The organism is Paludibacterium sp. (assembly GCF_019232825.1).
In the GTDB taxonomy this organism is placed as follows: domain Bacteria; phylum Pseudomonadota; class Gammaproteobacteria; order Burkholderiales; family Chromobacteriaceae; genus Paludibacterium.
Window position 1 is genome coordinate 13562 of the sequence record NZ_JAFAND010000036.1, and the last position, 17265, is coordinate 30826.

Genomic DNA, 17265 nt, shown 5'->3' on the forward strand with positions numbered 1-17265 from the left:
AAGCTGGCCCTTTGGTGGCCGATGCCGAAACCGTACGCCGATTTCTGGGAAAGCTGCCGGTGCGCGCCGCCATGCAAAGCCTGTTTCAGGCGCTGTCGCAAGAGCGCGCGGTGCAACCGCCACAGGCTCTAACGGTGTTTCCGCAAGGCGCGGGCGACTTCATTACCTATCTGGGCGCGTTAGCCAACGAGCAGGTGTTTGGCGCCAAGCTCTCTCCCTATCTCGTGACGGCAGGGCGGCCGATCGTGACCGCTTGGACGAGTCTGATGTCCATGAAGACCGGGCAGCCTTTGCTGTTCTGCGACTCAGGCATGTTGACCGCTGAGCGGACTGCCGGGACCACCGCGCTTGCCATCGAGTACCTTGCGCCCACGACAAGCCGTCACCTGGCGTTGATCGGTACCGGGGCGCTGGGGCAGGCACACCTGCGCCACGCGCTGGCTGTTCGCTCGTGGGAATCCATCTCGGTTTATGCCAATGATTTGGCTGACAATCCGGAGGCGCAAGCCCGCCTGCGGGCCATCGATCCCCGCGTGCAAATGGTGGGCTCGGCAAAAGAATGCGTGAGCAAGGCGGATGTGATCATGCTCTGTACCTCCTCCGCGACGCCGGTATTACGTATCGAGGATCTCAATCAGCCGGCGTTGATTACTTCAATTAGTACCAATGCGGTGAATGCGCATGAGATTCCCCCGGAGAGCCTGTCGTCCATGGATGTTTATTGCGACAACAAGGTGAGCACGCCGGATAGCGCAGGTGAAATGGTGTTGGCAGCAAAACAGCACGGATGGAGCCGAGACAGCATCAAGGGTGATTTGGCCGATTTGGTCAGTGGTCGCGCTAGCAAGCCCGATTACCGTCGCCATGTGTTCTTCCGCTCGATTGGCATGGGCCTCGAAGATGTGTCGATTGCCTATGCGCTGCTGCAGCAATTGCAGGCGGAACAAGGCTGACATGGTTACGCATTTTGTTGTGAATGACTTAATTCAATATCACATTAAATGAAAGGGCTTCGTTATGAAAATCCGTGATTTTGGCGTCGAACGCTGGATGGACCTCTATGAGACCAAGTGTGCGTACAACTTGGCCGAAACGTGCGTCGAGTCGCTGACCATCCGGCAGTTGCTGGAAATGGCCGGCAAGACCGACTCGATTCTGGAAGAAATTCTGCCGTTGAAGATGACCTATGGCGAGATCAATGGATCCACTCGGTTGCGCAATGCGGTTGCCAAACTGTACGAAAAGCAGACGCGGGACAATATCCTGATTACGCATGGTGCAATCGGCGCCAATGCGCTGGTCCATGAAACCCTGGTCGAACCGGGGGATCGGGTTATTTCGGTTCTGCCCACCTATCAGCAGCACTATTCGATTCCCGAAAGCTATGGCGCGGACGTGAAGATACTTCGGCTGCGCGAGGAAAACCAGTTCCTGCCCGATCTGGATGAACTCAAGCGTCTGGTCAACAACAAAACGAAGCTGATTGCCATCAATAACCCGAACAATCCGACGGGGGCTTTGATGGACAAGGCCTTCCTGCAGCAGATCTGTGCGATTGCGGACAAGTGCGGCGCTTATGTGCTGAGCGATGAGGTGTATCGCGGCAGCAATCAGGAAGGCGATGGATTCAGCGCGGCAGTCGCTGATCTCTACGAGAGAGGGATCAGTACCGCCAGCATGTCCAAGCCGTTCTCGCTGGCCGGTCTGCGGCTGGGCTGGATGGTCTGTACCCCGGAGCTGGTCACTGCGGCAGCCTGTCACCGCGATTACAACACCATCAGTGTTGGCATGCTGGATGACCACTTCGCCTCGATCGCCCTGGAAAATCTCACACCGATTCTTGAGCGCAGTCATCGCATTGTTCGTGGTAACCTGTCTATTCTGGACGCTTGGGTCTCGAAAGAACCGTTGATTTCCTACGTCAAGCCGAAATCCGGTACTACCGCTTTGTTGAAGTATGACCTCGACATGTCGTCTTGGGATTTCTGTGTCAAGTTAGTCGAGTCCAAAGGTGTGATGTTGACGCCGGGAAGCGTGATGGACATGGAAGGCTATCTGCGTATTGGCTATGCCAATAACCCTGACGTGTTGAAGGCCGGCCTGGCAAAGATGTCCGAGTTCTTGCGCGAAAACGCTGCCGCCTAATCCAGGACGGTTATTCGGTTTGAGGGCCCAATCCAGACAGCCACGGCTTGGCGCTGTGGCTGTTGCTTTGGCTGGTTATGTCATGGCCAGCCGATTCGACTCACCTTGAACTGAATGTGTGCCCGTACCGTGAAAAAAAATCAGCCAACTGAAATTCAGCAATATTTGCTGTCTCACTACAGTCATATCGCCGACAGTATCGCCAAACTGTTTTTCCCTTATGCCGAGGTCGTGATTCACGATTTGGATTCGCAGCGTGTTCTCTACTTTGCGAATAATCTATCGCGGCGCGTTGTCGGCGATGACTCGGCGCTTGAACACATTGAGCGCACCATCACGAAAAAATTCGTCGGTCCCTATGAGAAGATCAATTGGGATGGACGGCGGATGCGAAGTGTCAGCTCGGTATTGTTTGACGAGCAGGGCGTGGCGCGGGGCCTGATGTGCATCAATTTCAATATTGCCGTGTTCTCTGATATGCAATCGATGCTGAGCCTGTTCATTACTGGCGCAGGCATGGTCGAGCAGCCAACGGAACTGTTTCATGACTACTGGCAGGAGCGGATCAATACCTTTATTCACGGGTGGCTGCAGAACCGCCAACTGGCGCTGAATACCCTTGAACGCCAACATCGTAAAGAGCTTGTCGAGGCGTTGTATGCCGAAGGCGCGTTCAATGGCAAAAGTGCGACCAATTACATTGCCAATGTGCTTAGTTTGGGCCGTGCCACCGTTTATAAATATTTACAAAGTTTGAAGACAAAGGATGCATAGCAGGGTGCCGCCCGCAAGGTCCCGTTGTGTGATGGTTCGATACATATGATTATTTTGATGCTTCACAGCGCCGATTTTTCGTTTGTCTCTTCCTTTGCTTAGGCTCGAAGGGGGGACGATGCCTGAATGTAGACCCGGCTACCTTGCCCTTGTACGGAATCCGGCGTTTATTCCGCTACTGCTCAGTCAGGCCATAACCAATCTAGGCGACGGCTTGTTCGCGGTGGTGTTGGTTTGCGTGGCGGTCAAAATAGGCGCCAGTCCGGGGCAACTTGGAGTCATTACCTGTGGCCTGGCGCTGCCTCGCGGTGTTTTGGGGCCGCTAGGCGGCGTGATTGCAGATCGAACCGATAAAAAGCGGATGTTGCTGGCGATTGAGTGGCTACGCTCTGGCGTCATGATCTTGATCGCCGTTCTAGGTGGCATCGTTGGTTTGAATGTCTGGGCCCTGGCCCTGGCGGGACTGGTTGTTTCCGCTTTGTATGCCGCGGCGGCCCCCGCCGCCAGATCCCTGATCCCGCTACTGGTGCCTGACGGTCAGTTGCAACTTGCTAATAGCATGGTTCAAGGCATCACTTGGCCCGCTTATTTTTTGGGTGCCGGCCTGTTTGCCTTGGCGCAGCATGCATTGGCACCGGTACATCTCTTCTTTCTTGTGCTGGGGTGTTTTGCGCTGTCATCGCTCGTGCTGATGACTTTGCCTAGCCGGGGGCGTGTCACGTCCACGGCGCGTCTGAGCTCGCAACAAATCGTTTCTGATCTGGTGATCGGATATCGTGCGTTGCGGGGCCATCCTGTCCTCTATGTCCGCGTGATGACCTACGCGCTCTATTCTTTCTTCTGGCGTGGACTATTGCAGGTGGCGTTGCCACTCCTGGTGCTGAGAGCATTGCCGCTGTATGCCAGCCTGTACGGGGCCTTGATGTTGGCTAACGGTTTGTGCGAGTTGGTTTCAAACTTGGTGATCGGTAAAATCCACGTCTCTCGTCCCTTGCATATCGCGTATGCCGGGGAGCTGATCATGGGGTTGGCCGCCTGGGGGATGATGCTAAGCGCCCATTTCCCGCAACAAGTGTATGGTCTGTATTTTGCTGCCGTACTGGTTGGGATATCCGCAGCGCTGATTGATATCCCGTTGATGACCGAGCTGCAACGCCATATACCGCAACAGCATATTGGCAAGGTGTTGAGTTACTGGTTCTCGATTGGGGCCGTTGGCGGTGGCGCGGGCTCATTGATCTGCGGCTTGGTTTTAGAGCATGTAGCCCTTGTTCCCGCCTTGATTTCTTCCGGCGGACTTCTCGGGTTGTTTGGCGTGGCTATGCTGATGTGGTATCGGCGCTGCCTGGCCCCGCTGCCCGTCGGCGATGGCGCTTAGCGCCTCTGCCGTGTCGTTGATGTGCTCGATCCGATCGACAAAGTCGCTGGCAAGATTCTTGTCCTGCCAGCGTTGATGGTTCCCTTGTTCAGAAATCAGGCCTGGTGGCGGTGACGGCTGTGGCAGAGGGAAAGCGGTGAGCTCTGAAGCCGTAAATCACATACCCCAGCAGCATCACGAGTCCTCCCCAGAACACGGCGTCAGTCCCCGTTGATGCAATGCCATACAGGCTGAATCCCAGTGCGACCATCACGATGAATGTGCTCTTCATATAAACCTGCGCGCTGACCGCATGACGCTTCATGATCGTGGGAAGTGCAGAGAGCGAGAAGATAAAGGGAACAACGTTCGTGAAAACCGCCAAGTTAACCAGAATATTGAATTGCTGATTCAGGTCTGGCGAGATGGTCATCAACGCGATCAGGCTCTGAATGGCGGTAATCAATACCATGCCCTTGATGGGGACATCCTTTGTATTGACTTCGCTGAATAGCGTTGAGAATAGACCATTCTCCGCCGCGGCTTTAGAAACCTGCGCAATGGTGAATTGCCAGCCTAGCAATGACCCCGCGCATGCCGCGACAGCGAGCAGTGTGATGGTATCGCCAATGGAAGGACTGAAGATCTTGGCGAAGGCGAGTCCGAATGGCGCTGCGGCGTTTGCTAGTTCGTTGTTGGGAATGATGCCTTGGATCGCGCTGGTGGAAAGGATGTATATCACCGTGGCGATACCCGTTCCGGCCAGGACCGCGATAGGAACGTTCTTCTTCGGATTTTCGACCGCTTCGGAGTTGGCGCAGGCGGATTCCATGCCCAGAAAGGCCCAAAGAGTCAACGAAATCCCCGAGGAGATGGCCGTGCCGATGGGTTTGTGCTGGATGTTCCACGCATGAATGAACAGCGCCGGATGGAACCAGAACCACCCAAAGAAGGCCAGGGAAGCAACGGGAATGATCACGCCCCATACACTGACGCTGCTAATTTGGCCTGTGATGCGTGCCCCGCCAAAATTGGCGATGGTGGTAACCCACAGAGTCAATATGACACCAATGCAGGTATTGATTGGCGATTTGGCCAGCCATGGAAAAAAGGGGGTCAAATAGCCAATGACAGAAATGGCGATTGCAACATTGGCAATGGCCAGCGACAGATAATAGGTATAGGAGGCCATGAAAAAGGAAGACTTGCCATGAGCTTCCTCTGCGTAAGCGGACATGCCGCCAGCGCGCGTCACATAGAAACTGCATTGGGCGAATGAGTACGAAATTGCCATTGCGCCAATGGCCGAGACGATCCACGAAAGGATGGTTATGCTGCCGACTCTTGCAAGATTGGCGGGTAGTAAGATGACGCCGGACCCCATCATGTTGACGGCGACGAGGATGGTGAGTCCAACGACTCCCATTTTGCTGGATTTGGTTGACATTTTTGGCTCAAAAAGGGGAACGCTTAGATATCGGGAAGCGGCATCATTTTCATGCCGGCATGAGGTAGCAGTACGGTGGCTGTGCTCACCCAGGTGAGGATGAGGAAGGTTATCGGGATATTTTCAGTGATGGCCATGGTGTCTACTTTTAGTCTATTGTGGAATGAAATTCCATTATACGTGTAGGATGCCCCCACGCGTCAACAGCCAGTCGGTAGAGCGAGCGCGGGGAGCAGACGGCCGTTCTCGCCCGGGGCGTCGACTCGTTCGGCCGCGCGCGCTCGGCCACCTTTGCCGCCTACCAAGAAGGTGTCGTCAGTCAGATCGAGGTGCTACAAGCCGATGAAAGCTTGCTGCGCGCTTCCGACGTGCACGTACAGGCGCAAACGGAATCGGCGCGCGCAGCGGTCGCTGCCTACAAGGCGCTCGGCGGCGGTTGGCAGCCTGACGAGTCCGAGGTATTGGCGACCCCGTAGCGACAGCCGCCCGGCCCCCGGCGTTGCGATCTGCGTGCAGCGCTGTTCAAAAGTCAGGCTGCATGTTTGAAAGGCGAGCCCGGTCGATGCCCGTGGGTTGTCGCTGCGCGCCGAACCCACGCTACGAAAACGCTGATGGCACTGTAGCGTGCGTTCGCGAAGCAACGCACGGCGTTCCCTTCGGAAAAACAGGATCAGTTCAAATCGTAGTGCGTCTGCAAGTTAATCCACGACTCGGCGTCGGTGCCGAAGAATGCCGCCAGGCGCAGGGCAGTATCGCTGCTGATGCCGAGTTTGCCATGGACGATCTTGTTGATTTGCCGTGGCGGTACGTCGAGGGCCTTGGCGAGGGTGCTTTGGGAGATGTTCATCGGCTCCAGCCAATCGAGCAATAGTATTTGCCCTGGATGGGCTCGTGGCACTTCACGCATTTTTGCTCCCTGTCATCTCTAGTTAGTCGTGTTCGATATGAACCTTGCGGGTGAAGGCAGTTATCGCCTGAGCGTATCGTTCTCCCTCATTGGGTGTTTCTCCAAAAAACACCTCGCCGCAGGTGGTGCAATATTCGCCCTGAACGGCCGGCACAACCAGTGTTTGGCCTCGGTAGTTGAAGATCAAATCACGGGCCTCTTGCACTATGGTGTGTGAGGCGCCGCAGGCCGGACAGATAGGGGCCGGTACTACTTCATATTTCATCTAGCGCTCCTTGCTGATCGATGCCCGTGGGTTGCCGCTGCGCGCCGAACCCACGCTACAAAAACTCTGATGGCGCTGCGACGTGCATTCGCGAAACAATGCACGGTCCCATGCGGAAAAACTGGGCTAGTTCAATATCGTAATGTGTCTGCAAGTTAATCCACGACTCGGCGCCGGTGCCGAAGAGCACTTACGAGCGCTAACACTTCGTTTCATCAGGTAGTAGCCTATCCGCGTCACGCTCACGCGCATGTTCGATCGCCCGGTGCAGACGCTCTCTGAGTAACTCCGCTGGCGGCAATTCGATCAGATATTCCGCGACATGAATCGACTTGTCGTCGAGCTGTAGCAACTCCACCTGTTCGGCATCGGCGCTGGCACACAGAATCAGGCCGATTGGCGCCTCCTCGCCCGGCGCTCGCTCGTGCTTGTCTAGCCAGCGTAGATAGAGTTCCATCTGGCCGGTGTGTGCCGGCTGGAAGGATTCCAGCTTCAGTTCGATGGCGACCAGGCGCCGGAGGTGGCGATGGTAGAACAGCAGATCCAGGTAGAAATCGTCCTTGCCCACCACCATGCGCTTTTGGCGGGCAACGAAGCAGAAGCCACTGCCCATTTCGAGCAGAAAGGCTTCCATCTCACGTAGGATGGCAGCCTCCAGGTCTTTTTCGCTCCAGGCGCCCGAGAGACCGAGGAAATCGAGTAGGTATGGATCACGAAATACCAAATCGGGCGACAACTGGCCTTCACGCAATGATGCTAGTTCCTGCCGCACGACGTCTTCGCTGTGCTTCGAGAGCGCGGTACGCTCAAACAGCATGCCACCGATCTTCTGGCGTAGGGTGCGTACGCTCCAGCGTTCAACCCGGCACAGTTCGGCGTAGAACTCACGCGCTAAAGGGTCTTTCAGTGGTAAAAGCGCCATGAAGTGAGTCCATGTCAATTCTTGTATCAGTGACACAAGAATCTGCTCATCGGGAAACAATTCGGCAAAACGGACCATCCGGGTCAAGGCCGAGTAGCTGAAGCCCTTGCCGAACTCGCGCTCTAATCTTTGTGCCAGCGAAACAAGAATCTGCTGGCCGTAGGCCGCACGGCCCATGGAGAGATTTTCCGCCAACAGCCGCTTGCCGATGCGCCAATAGGTGATTGTCAGCGCCGTATTTGCCGTTCGCGCCACCTGGCGCCGCGCATCTTCGATCAACCCCCTTAGTTCGCGAAGTAGAGCGTCGGCATGGACTGCTGGATCGCTCATTTGCACTCACCCGATCATCAGAATCAAAAGCCGCAGTAGACGCTGTCCAGAAAATGCCACGGTTTGGCCTCGATAGGTGAAGATCAACTCACGGGCCTCTTTTACTAGGGTGTGTGAGGCGGCGCAGGCCGGGCAGATAGGGGCCGGTACTACTTCATATTCCATCAAGCGCTCCTTGCTGATTGATGCCCGTGGGTTGCCGCTGCGCGTCGAACCCACGCTACAAAAAAACATGGCCAACCCGTTCTCCACGGGCGAGCCATCTCGCGGTTAAATCAACGCCGCAGAGCGTGCGTGGTGCGGCTCGCTCTCGGTCGTTGCGCCTAGCTCGTTGGTGATATGGGTGAGATTGGGATCAGCGCTCATGACAAGCCTCCATTCCAGATGAGGAAAGCCATGCGTCGAGACGCATGGCGGCTTGTGTCATCTATTTAGGAACAGCCAGGGTAGGGGGCGTCGTTTTTCGCGTCGAGCTTGCGCGGTTGCGTTAGTTGTTTGGTTTCAGAAATGTTCTTGTCGTAGTTAAGTGCACTGGAAGAGGGGGGCACGCAGTAGCGCGCGTTAGCCCAGCAACGCACGGCCTCTGGATGTGCCCCGACGGACATTGCCTGCGGCGAATACACGCTACCCGGGCAGTGTTTCCTTGATACTTTTCATTGAAAATCCCCGGTTTATTGCCTGAGAAATGTAGACGTTTACAGTGATTTACAGTGGCTGTTCTCAAAGTGACACAATGGAATTACCCGTATTTTAGATTTATGTGTAACAACGTTGACATGAAATACGGTAAACGTTTACAGTCGCCACAGCAACACACAGCAAAGCAACGCTCAATAACCCTAACCGTCGACATCTCTATGATGTAAGGACGGGTTCAACGGAGTTCGCGATGAAAGAAAAAATCCAGCAACTCGGTGGGTTTATGGCCGGCATGGTCATTCCCAACATCGGCGCCTTCATCGGCTGGGGGTTGATCACCGCCCTCTTCATACCGACAGGTTGGCTGCCCAATTCCACCTTCTCACAGGTGGTGGGTCCGATGATTACGTATCTGCTGCCTTTGCTCATTGGTTATACCGGCGGCAAGATGATTCATGATGTACGTGGTGGCGTGGTCGGCGCGGCAGCGACCATGGGTGTGATCGTCGGGGCAGGCATCCCGATGTTCCTGGGCGGCATGATCATGGGCCCCCTGGGCGGCTGGGCGATGAAGAAGGTCGACCAACTGCTTGAAGACCGGATTCCGGTCGGCTTCGAAATGCTGGTGAACAACTTCTCCGCCGGTATTCTGATCATTCCGCTGGTGTTGATCGGTCAAATGATCATCGGTCCGGTCGTAGGCGGTTTCAGCGCCATCGCCGGCCATGTGGTCGACATTCTGGTCAAGGCGCGTCTGCTGCCGTTGGCCGCCATCATCATCGAACCGGCCAAGATCCTGTTCCTGAACAACGCGCTCAATCACGGCGTACTGGCGCCGCTGGGCGTGATCGCCGCCAAGCAAACCGGCCATGCCATTCACTTCCTGCTGGAAACCAACCCCGGTCCGGGCCTGGGTCTGCTCGCCGCCTTCTATTTCGCCGGCAAGGGCATGCTCAAGCAATCGGCTCCTGGCGCAATGATCATTCACTTCCTGGGCGGCATTCACGAAATCTATTTCCCGTATGTCCTGGCCCATCCGATTATGCTGTTGTCGGTCATTAGCGGCGGCTGCGCGGCGGATTTCTGGTTCGTCGTCAGTGGTGCCGGTGTGGTGGCAACGCCGTCGCCGGGTTCCATCTTCGCGTATCTGGCGGTCATTCCCCCGGGCTTCCACTTCCAAGTGCTGACCGGCGTGGCGATTGGCGCAGCGGTGTCCTTCGCGGTGGGCGCGCTCATCCTGAAGGTCTACCCGGTGCGTGAAGAGGAAGAAGAGGCCGGCGAGTCGGCCTGAGTAACTCAATAACTTTAATGTGTCCTTTACCGGAGCAAATCATGTCCCAGTCAATTCCTGCATCGCAAGTCAAGACAATCATTTTCGCCTGTGAGGCGGGGATGGGCTCTAGCCTGATGAGCGTCAACGCCCTGAAGAAGAAACTCGCCGCGGCCAAGGTGGCGGATATCACGGTCGTGCATAAGCCGGCCCGGGAGATTCCGCCTTCCGCTCAAGTGGTCGTGGTGCATAAGAGCTTGGCCGATGTGGCGCGATCCAAGGCGCCGAACGCGGTGGTGGTCACCTTCAAGACCTTCTTGAACGACCCCGTGTTCGATTCCCTGGTGAAATCCCTGGCCGCTGGGACAGACATTGTTGCTACCGAGTGATTCACGAGAAATTTGATTATGTCCGTCCTCTCCCTTGGCCTGATCCACCTGGGCGCCACCGCCACGAGCAAGTCCGACGCAATTCGTCAGGCTGGTGAATTGCTGGTTCGTGGCGGCCGGGTGCGGCCAGAATATGTGGAGGACATGCTGCTGCGCGAGCAGTCCATGTCCACCAGCATGAACAACGGGGTCGCCATCCCCCACGGCAAGGACCCGAACGTGCCCTTCGTGCTCGAGACCGGGATTTCGGTTCTGCAGCTCACGCACGCGGTGCCGTGGGATGATGGCGAACCGGTCTCCCTGGTCATCGGCATTGCCGCCCGGGCGGGGGAGCACAACGGTGTGCTGATGAATCTCAGCGATGTCGTGGATGACGAGGCGAAGCTGGCCGAGTTGCTGTCCACGCAAGATCCCCAGCGGGTGCTGGATTATCTGAACGGCGCTCCTGCCGACGTGGCAGGCCTGAACGGCGAGGCGGCGGACAACGGCGACGAAGCCGAGGAGCTGACCGCTAGGCTTCAGGCCGAGCTGCGCGTTCCCAACCGCAGCGGTTGGCATGCGCGGCCGAGCGCGGTGCTGGTCAATATGGCCAAGCCGTTCAAGTCGGAGGTTCGCCTGTGCTTCGACGGCAAGGTGGCCAACGCCAAAAGCATGGTTTCCATCTTGAAGCTTGGCGTCTGCCACGGCGACATCGTCACCCTGGAAGCGTGCGGCGAGGATGCCGAGCTCGTGTTGGAAACCTTGTCGACGGCCATCCTGGCCGGGCTCGGGGATGCCGACGTGGGCGAGCCCGAGGCACCGGCTGCCGTTGTGGCAGTGCCCGAGCCGGTCGTTCCGGCGCCGGCGCCCGAGATCGCCGGGGTGCTGCGCGGCATTGCCGCTGCCCCGGGCATCGCCATTGGGCCGGCATTCCATTATAAAACCCGCGAGATCAATCCCGCGCGGCTGGATGCGCCCTGTAGCACGGGGCTGAGTCTGGAAGCCGCGCTGGCCGAAGCGCGGCGCCAACTGGCGGAGCTCCACCAGCAGATGCTGACGCAGAAGCTGGTCGCGGAAGCCGCCATCTTCGCCTCGCATAGCGAAATTCTGGATGACGTCGAAATCCTGAACGAGATGCGGGCGCACGAGGCAAACGGCGCCACGCCGGCGCGTGCTTGGCATACCGCCGTGGAAGACCAGGCGACGGCGATTGCCGCGCTGGGCGACCCGGCCTTATGTGCCCGGGCCGACGACCTACGCGACGTCGGTCGCCGGGTGCTGGGCTTGATGCTGGGGGATGCCGAGGAGCACGCCACCTTGCCGGACACCCCGGTGGTGGTGCTGGCGCGGGCGCTTTCGCCTTCCGATACGGCCTCTTTCCGCCCCGAGCGGGTGCTCGGGTTCATCATCGCCGAGGGCGGCCCCACGTCGCATATCGCGATTCTGGCGCGTGCCATGGGTTTGCCGGCGGTGGTCGGCGCCGGTTCCGGCGTGCTGACGGTAGCCGACCGTACCCCGGTGATTCTGAACGGCAATGACGGCACGTTGACGGTCGACCCCGAAGCCGGCGTGTTGGACGAGGCCGTGGCCAGCCAGCAGCGCTGGTTGGAACGCCGCCGCCGCGACCAGGCGCAGGCGTCGCTGCCCGCCGTTACCCAGGATGGCCATCGGGTCGACGTCACCGCCAATGCGGGCTCCGCGGTCAATGCCGAAGCCGCGCTTGAGCAAGGCGCCGACGGCATCGGCCTGTTGCGCACCGAATTCCTGTTCCTCGACCGCGCCGTGGCGCCCGACGAGGACGAGCAGTTCCAAGTCTACCGAACCATCGCCGACACCATGGGCGAGCGGCCGGTGATCGTCCGCACGTTGGATATCGGCGGCGACAAGCCGGTGGCCTACCTGCCGATGCCGCCGGAGGAAAACCCGTTCCTCGGCGTGCGCGGTCTGCGGCTGTGCCTGCGTCAGCCGGAACTGTTCCAGGCGCAATTGCGCGCCATCCTGCGCGCCGCGCCCCACGGCAATCTGAAGATCATGTTCCCCATGGTCAGCGACGTGGCCGAACTGCGCGAAGCCCGGGCCTTGGTGGAAGCGCAGCGGCGGTTGCTGGATGCGCCGCCGGTTCAGATCGGCATCATGATCGAGGTGCCCTCGGCCGCGCTGCTGGCGCACAAATTCGCGCCGGAAGTGGACTTCTTCTCGATCGGCACCAATGACCTGACGCAATACACGCTGGCCATGGACCGTGGCCACGCCGCCCTGGCGGACCGTCAAGACGGTCTGCATCCGGCGGTGTTGCACCTTATCGAACATACCGTTGCTGCCGCGCATCGGCACGGCAAGCGGGTCGACCTGTGCGGCGAGCTTGGCAGCGACGCCGCCGCCGTACCGATTCTGGTGGGGCTGGGCGTGGACGAATTGAGCGTCAGCGTTCCCGCCGTCTCCACCGTCAAGGCGCAAGTGCGCGCCTTGACCCTGACGGATCTCCAACCCCTGGCCCGTCAGGCACTGGACTGCGCTTCGGCCGCAGAGGTGCGGGAGCTGGTTCGGCAATTCAACGCATTCTCTGAAAGGAATTGATTATGGGAAAGAAATTCGACTCTTACCGTTCGCTGGACTATCCCGTACCGGAAACCAGCCTGACCTGGAACCTCTATGGGGTCGGCTTGGAGAGCATGGGCCGCAAGGGCGCGCCGGAAGCGCTCCCGGTGCTCGAGCCCGGCGATGATCAATTGCTGGTGCGCATCGACAGCGTCGGCGTCTGTTTCTCGGACATCAAGGTGCTGAAACAAGGCAGCGCGCACCCCAAGCTGTACAACCGCGACCTCACCGTCGAGCCCACCCGCTTGGGGCACGAGGTTTCGCTGACCATCGTCAAGGTGGGCAAGAACTTGCAAGGCGCTTATCAAGCCGGCCAGCGCATGGCGGTGCAACCCGACATCTATCAGAACGGCATGAGCACGGCATATGGCTACACCATCCCGGGCGGGCTGGTGCAGTACCACCTCATCGGCAAGGAAGTGCTGGAAACCGATGCCGGTCCTTGCCTGTTGCCGGTGGCGGAGGATATGGGCTATGCCGAGTCGTCGCTGCTGGAGCCCTGGGGCTGCGTGATGGGCGCCTATACTCAGCGCCGCCGGCTGACGCCCAAGGAGGGCGGCACGCTCTGGATCATCGGCCAGCCGGGTGATACCACGGCCTTTACGTGCAGTCTGGCGCTGAAACCGTCGCTGATCGTCCTGACCGACGTGCCGCCATCGATCAAGCAGCTTGCCCAGCAGTGGGGCGGCCGGATCGTCGAGAAGAACGGCCTGTCCGCGGCCGATTACCAGGCGCTGAGCCAGGAATTGACCCAGGGCGCCGGCTTCGACGACATGATGCTGCTCAACCCGGTTTCCGCCGCCGCCGTGGGCGAGGCCGCCAAGTTCATCGCCCGCCGCGGCTCTTGCAACCTGGTCGGCACCAAGCCGCTCGACGGTCTGGTGCAAGTCGACCTGGGCCGGCTGCATTACGACTATGTCGCCTTCGTCGGCACGTCCGGTCTGGACCTGGCCGCGTCCTACGGCGCCGCGCGCAACCGTTGCGAAATGCGTGCCGGCGGCACCACGGTGTTTGTCGGCGCCGGTGGCCCCATGGGTCAAATGCACGTTCAGCGCGCGCTGGAGTTGCCCGATGGTCCGCAAGTGGTCATCGCCACGGAAGTGAGCGACGACCGGCTGGAGACGCTGAAGGAAATGTTCGCGCCGCTGGCCGCCAAACACGGCCGTACGCTTTACCTGTTCAACCCCAATAGCAATGCCGAACGCTTCCACGATTTCGTCATGCGCGTCACCCAGGGCCAAGGCGCCGATGACGTGGTGGTCAGCGTGCCGGTCGCCGGGCTGATGGAAGAGGGCGATACGGTGATGAAGGCCGACGGCATGCTGGTGCTGTTCGCCGGGGTGCCCAACGGCACCTACGGCGCGGTGGACTTGAGCCGCGTCTATCTGGCCAACGCCCAGTACACCGGCACCTCGGGCCTGACCATGGACGATCAGTCGCTGGTGATGGAGCGCCGGGTCGCCGGCACCTTGTCGCCGGGCCGCTCGGTGGCCGCCATCGGCGGTATCGAAACCGCGGCGGAAGCGATCCAATCGGTGATGGACGGCCGCTATCCCGGCAAGGTCGTGGTTTTCCCGCAGATCCGCGATTTGCCGCTGACGAGCCTGAAGGAACTGGCCGAGCGCTTGCCGGAAGTGGCGGCAAAGCTTGGCGAGGATCTGATGTGGACCCCCGAGGCGGAAGAGGTGTTGATCGAAACGCTCTGGGAAAAACCGTCAAAGGACCGTTCATGATTTACACGCTTACGCTCAACCCCGCGGTGGATCGGGAGCTGACCGTGCAGGCCGTGGCCTTCGACGAAGTGCTGCGGACCAGCGCGTCCCGGGTGGATTACGGCGGCAAGGGGTTCAACGTTTCCCGCCTGCTCAAGAGCCTGGGTATCGCCAGCACCGCCGTGGGGTTCCTCGGCGGCCGCAGCGGCGAAATGCTGCGGACCGGTTTGCAGGAGCTCGGCATCGGCACGGATTTCGTGTGGGTGCCCGGCGAAACCCGCACCAACATCAGCATCGTCACCGAGAGCCACGATCACTACATCAAGGTCAACGAACGGGGACCGTTGGTGGAGAAGGCGCAGCAGGAGGAGTTGCTGGCCAAGATCGATGGCATCGCCCAGCCGGGCGACTGGTGGGTGCTGGCGGGCAGTCTGCCGCCCGGCGTGGAGGAGGATTTCTATGCCAGGATCGTGCGCGTGCTCAACCGGCATCAGGCCAAAGTGGTGTTGGACACGACCGGCGACGCGCTGCGGCTGGGATGTGCCGAGCGGCCCTTCCTGGTCAAGCCGAATGCGGAGGAGGCCCATGCCTTGACCGGCCTGCCGGTGGGCAATGTGACGGAAATCTGCCGCGTTGCCGGCGAAATCCGTCAGATGGGCGCCGAGAACGTGGTCATCTCCATGGGCAAGGCGGGCGCGCTGATGCATAGCGCCGAGGGCTCTTGGCTGGTGGGCACGCCCAAGGTGGAGGAGCGCAACCCCATCGGCGCCGGCGACTCCATGGTGGGCGGCCTGATCTGGGCGTTGACCCGTGGGCTGGATCTGAAGGCCTGTCTGGCTTGCGGGGTCGCCTGCGGCGCCGCCACGGCCAGTCAGGGGGGGACCGAGGTCGGGTCGCGCGAGCTGATCGAGCGGCTGATCTCTCAGGTCACCTTCCTTCCCCTTTGAATTTGCAGGGAGCTTTGTTATGTCATTGGAACAGCATCAGGAAAAAGACTACGCCCAAGACCCGCTCGCGCTTTACCGGGCGGCCCTGGCGGCCGTCAAAAAATTGGATGGGCAAGTGACCGAGGACGTGCCGGACCGCGGCCGCTTGGTGGCGACCTTCCCCAAGACCATCTTGGGCAAGACGCTGGGCGAGCGCACCCACCTGACCTGCGAGGTACGGGGGCAGGGCGGCGCCGGCCAAGTGGTGGTGGATGCGTACCCGTTGGACGCCATTGGCCGTAAGTTGATGTTCGGCGCGCGCAAGGGCGTGACGCAGACGGTGGTGACGTTATTCCTGGAGCATTTGGACCAGCAACTCGGCTAACGGGGCAATCTCAACGGATTGGAGCATTCATGGCCTCATCCTCTTCGCCCGGCGTGCTGTTGTCCGCCGCCGGCATGGCGCTGGCGAGCACCGTCGCGGCGCAGTTGGCTTTCGCTTTCTGGGCCGGCCAAACGCCTTTCCAATGGAGTACGGGGCTGATCGTTCTGGCCCTTGGCCTGGGCGCGGCGCTGGTCCAGACGGGCGTGCTGCGGATCATGCTGCCCGCGCGTCCGTCGTCTGCGGTCGAGCGGCAGGCGTCGAGCGCGGCGCGCGGCGCGGACAGCGAAACGCCGGCGCCGTCCGGCGCTTGGCTGCAAAGTTTGTCCGATATCGCCGGGCGCATCCGCAGCGGTTCGATGGCGCTGCATGCCGACGCCCAGGCGGCGCAACGCACCGCCGATGAGGCGCGTCAGTCGAGCACGCTCGGACAGGGCGGCATCGACCGGGTCTCCGGCGCCGTGGAAGGGCTCGCGGGCTTGATCGGCCAAGTGAAGACCGGGGTCGAGGAGATCCAGATGCAGACCGAGCAGGCGGCGGCCTTTTCCCAGGAAGGCGCCGGCGCGGGGCAGGAGGCGGCGCGGGCGATGGCGGCCATTCAGGACGTCACCGTGCGCATGGTCGATGCCGTGTCGGTCATTCAAGCGATTGCCCGGCAAACCAATTTGTTGTCGCTCAACGCGGCCATCGAGGCCGCCAAGGCGGGCGAGCTAGGCAAGGGGTTCGCCGTGGTGGCCGATGAAGTGCGCAAGTTGGCCGACCGCAGCGCCCAGGCGACTCAGGAGATCCGTTCGTTGATCGACGAGGTGAATCGGGTCGTTTCCGACGGCAGCGAGGCGGTGGGAACCAGCGTGGAGATTCTTCAGGCCATCGGCGGCGACATCATCACGCTGGTTGGCACCTCGCAACAGATCGTCGTGGCGCTGGGAACGCAGGCGGCGACTTGCGAGGACATGCGTGGCCAAGTGGCGGCCACGAGCGGCGACGTCGAGCGTGGCGCCGCCATGAGCATGGCATTGGCCGAATCGGTGGCAAGCGTTGCGCGCGCCGCCGCGGATTTGGCTGGCGTGGCCGAGGGCTTTTCCGTTCAGGCGGCCCGCTAGGGGCTGCTCGATGAAGGCCGTCTCGGTGTATGGGTGTTCCATGTCGTGTGAGAGCGTTTTTCCTCGTTGACTGCCGTTTGCCTGAGGTGAACGGCAGCTTTTTTTTGCCTGGCGGTTAGT

The 17265-nt window shown here is 59.9% G+C and carries 17 protein-coding genes; 12 read left to right on the top strand and 5 right to left on the bottom strand.

Annotated elements, in window-relative coordinates:
* Positions 1-14 precede the first annotated feature (14 nt).
* The 4 genes from JOZ06_RS04055 (at position 15) to JOZ06_RS04070 (ending at position 4297) form a co-directional block, all read left to right on the top strand.
* Positions 15-953, top strand: coding sequence for an ornithine cyclodeaminase family protein (locus tag JOZ06_RS04055; protein WP_293228953.1), 939 nt, complete (start codon positions 15-17; stop codon positions 951-953).
* A gap of 64 nt (positions 954-1017) precedes the next feature.
* On the top strand, positions 1018-2145 hold the full coding sequence (locus JOZ06_RS04060; protein WP_293228956.1) for an aminotransferase: 1128 nt from the start codon (positions 1018-1020) through the stop codon (positions 2143-2145).
* 114 nt (positions 2146-2259) lie between these two features.
* A complete protein-coding gene (locus tag JOZ06_RS04065) occupies positions 2260-2919 on the top strand; it encodes a PAS domain-containing protein (RefSeq protein ID WP_293228958.1) in 660 nt (219 codons plus the stop codon).
* 118 nt (positions 2920-3037) lie between these two features.
* On the top strand, positions 3038-4297 hold the full coding sequence (locus JOZ06_RS04070; RefSeq protein WP_293228961.1) for an MFS transporter: 1260 nt from the start codon (positions 3038-3040) through the stop codon (positions 4295-4297).
* Positions 4298-4385: 88 nt separating this feature from the next.
* On the opposite strand, the gene potE is transcribed toward JOZ06_RS04070, so the two are convergent.
* On the bottom strand, positions 4386-5723 hold the full coding sequence (gene potE, locus JOZ06_RS04075) for a putrescine-ornithine antiporter (RefSeq protein WP_293228964.1): 1338 nt from the start codon (positions 5721-5723) through the stop codon (positions 4386-4388).
* Positions 5724-6052: 329 nt separating this feature from the next.
* Between potE and JOZ06_RS04080 the strand changes: the two genes are divergently transcribed.
* On the top strand, positions 6053-6199 hold the full coding sequence (locus JOZ06_RS04080; RefSeq protein ID WP_293228967.1) for a hypothetical protein: 147 nt from the start codon (positions 6053-6055) through the stop codon (positions 6197-6199).
* Positions 6200-6393: 194 nt separating this feature from the next.
* On the opposite strand, the gene JOZ06_RS04085 is transcribed toward JOZ06_RS04080, so the two are convergent.
* The 4 genes from JOZ06_RS04085 to JOZ06_RS04100 form a co-directional block, all read right to left on the bottom strand.
* Positions 6394-6630 carry a HigA family addiction module antitoxin gene (locus tag JOZ06_RS04085; protein WP_293228970.1) on the bottom strand — a complete coding sequence of 79 codons (237 nt, stop codon included), beginning with the start codon at positions 6628-6630 and terminating at the stop codon, positions 6394-6396.
* 22 nt (positions 6631-6652) lie between these two features.
* Positions 6653-6895, bottom strand: a complete 243-nt coding sequence (locus tag JOZ06_RS04090) for a type II toxin-antitoxin system MqsA family antitoxin (RefSeq protein WP_293228973.1) — start codon at positions 6893-6895, stop codon at positions 6653-6655.
* Positions 6896-7094: 199 nt separating this feature from the next.
* Entirely contained in the window at positions 7095-8147 is a 1053-nt protein-coding gene (locus JOZ06_RS04095) for a PDDEXK nuclease domain-containing protein (protein WP_293228976.1), read from the bottom strand.
* 6 nt (positions 8148-8153) lie between these two features.
* Entirely contained in the window at positions 8154-8312 is a 159-nt protein-coding gene (locus JOZ06_RS04100) for a hypothetical protein (protein WP_293228979.1), read from the bottom strand.
* Between the two features lie 724 nt (positions 8313-9036).
* Here JOZ06_RS04100 and JOZ06_RS04105 point away from each other — a divergent pair.
* Genes JOZ06_RS04105 through JOZ06_RS04135 form a run of 7 tightly spaced genes read left to right on the top strand, consistent with a single transcriptional unit; the run spans position 9037 to position 17145 of the window.
* Positions 9037-10077 carry a PTS mannitol transporter subunit IICB gene (locus JOZ06_RS04105; protein WP_293228981.1) on the top strand — a complete coding sequence of 347 codons (1041 nt, stop codon included), beginning with the start codon at positions 9037-9039 and terminating at the stop codon, positions 10075-10077.
* 41 nt (positions 10078-10118) lie between these two features.
* Positions 10119-10445, top strand: a complete 327-nt coding sequence (locus JOZ06_RS04110; protein ID WP_293228983.1) for a hypothetical protein — start codon at positions 10119-10121, stop codon at positions 10443-10445.
* A gap of 18 nt (positions 10446-10463) precedes the next feature.
* Positions 10464-13001: a phosphoenolpyruvate--protein phosphotransferase gene (gene ptsP, locus JOZ06_RS04115; protein WP_293228985.1), complete on the top strand. Its 2538-nt coding sequence runs from the start codon at positions 10464-10466 to the stop codon at positions 12999-13001.
* Between the two features lie 2 nt (positions 13002-13003).
* Positions 13004-14755 (top strand): alcohol dehydrogenase catalytic domain-containing protein, encoded by a 1752-nt coding sequence (locus tag JOZ06_RS04120; protein WP_293228987.1) that lies wholly within the window; start codon positions 13004-13006, stop codon positions 14753-14755.
* Positions 14752-15681, top strand: a complete 930-nt coding sequence (gene pfkB / locus JOZ06_RS04125) for a 1-phosphofructokinase (protein WP_293228989.1) — start codon at positions 14752-14754, stop codon at positions 15679-15681. Before JOZ06_RS04120 ends, pfkB begins: the two co-directional genes overlap by 4 nt.
* Before the next feature lie 19 nt (positions 15682-15700).
* Positions 15701-16045: a hypothetical protein gene (locus JOZ06_RS04130; RefSeq protein ID WP_293228992.1), complete on the top strand. Its 345-nt coding sequence runs from the start codon at positions 15701-15703 to the stop codon at positions 16043-16045.
* A 29-nt stretch (positions 16046-16074) separates the two neighbouring features.
* Positions 16075-17145 (top strand): methyl-accepting chemotaxis protein, encoded by a 1071-nt coding sequence (locus JOZ06_RS04135; RefSeq protein ID WP_293228995.1) that lies wholly within the window; start codon positions 16075-16077, stop codon positions 17143-17145.
* The last annotated feature ends 120 nt before the right edge of the window (positions 17146-17265 follow it).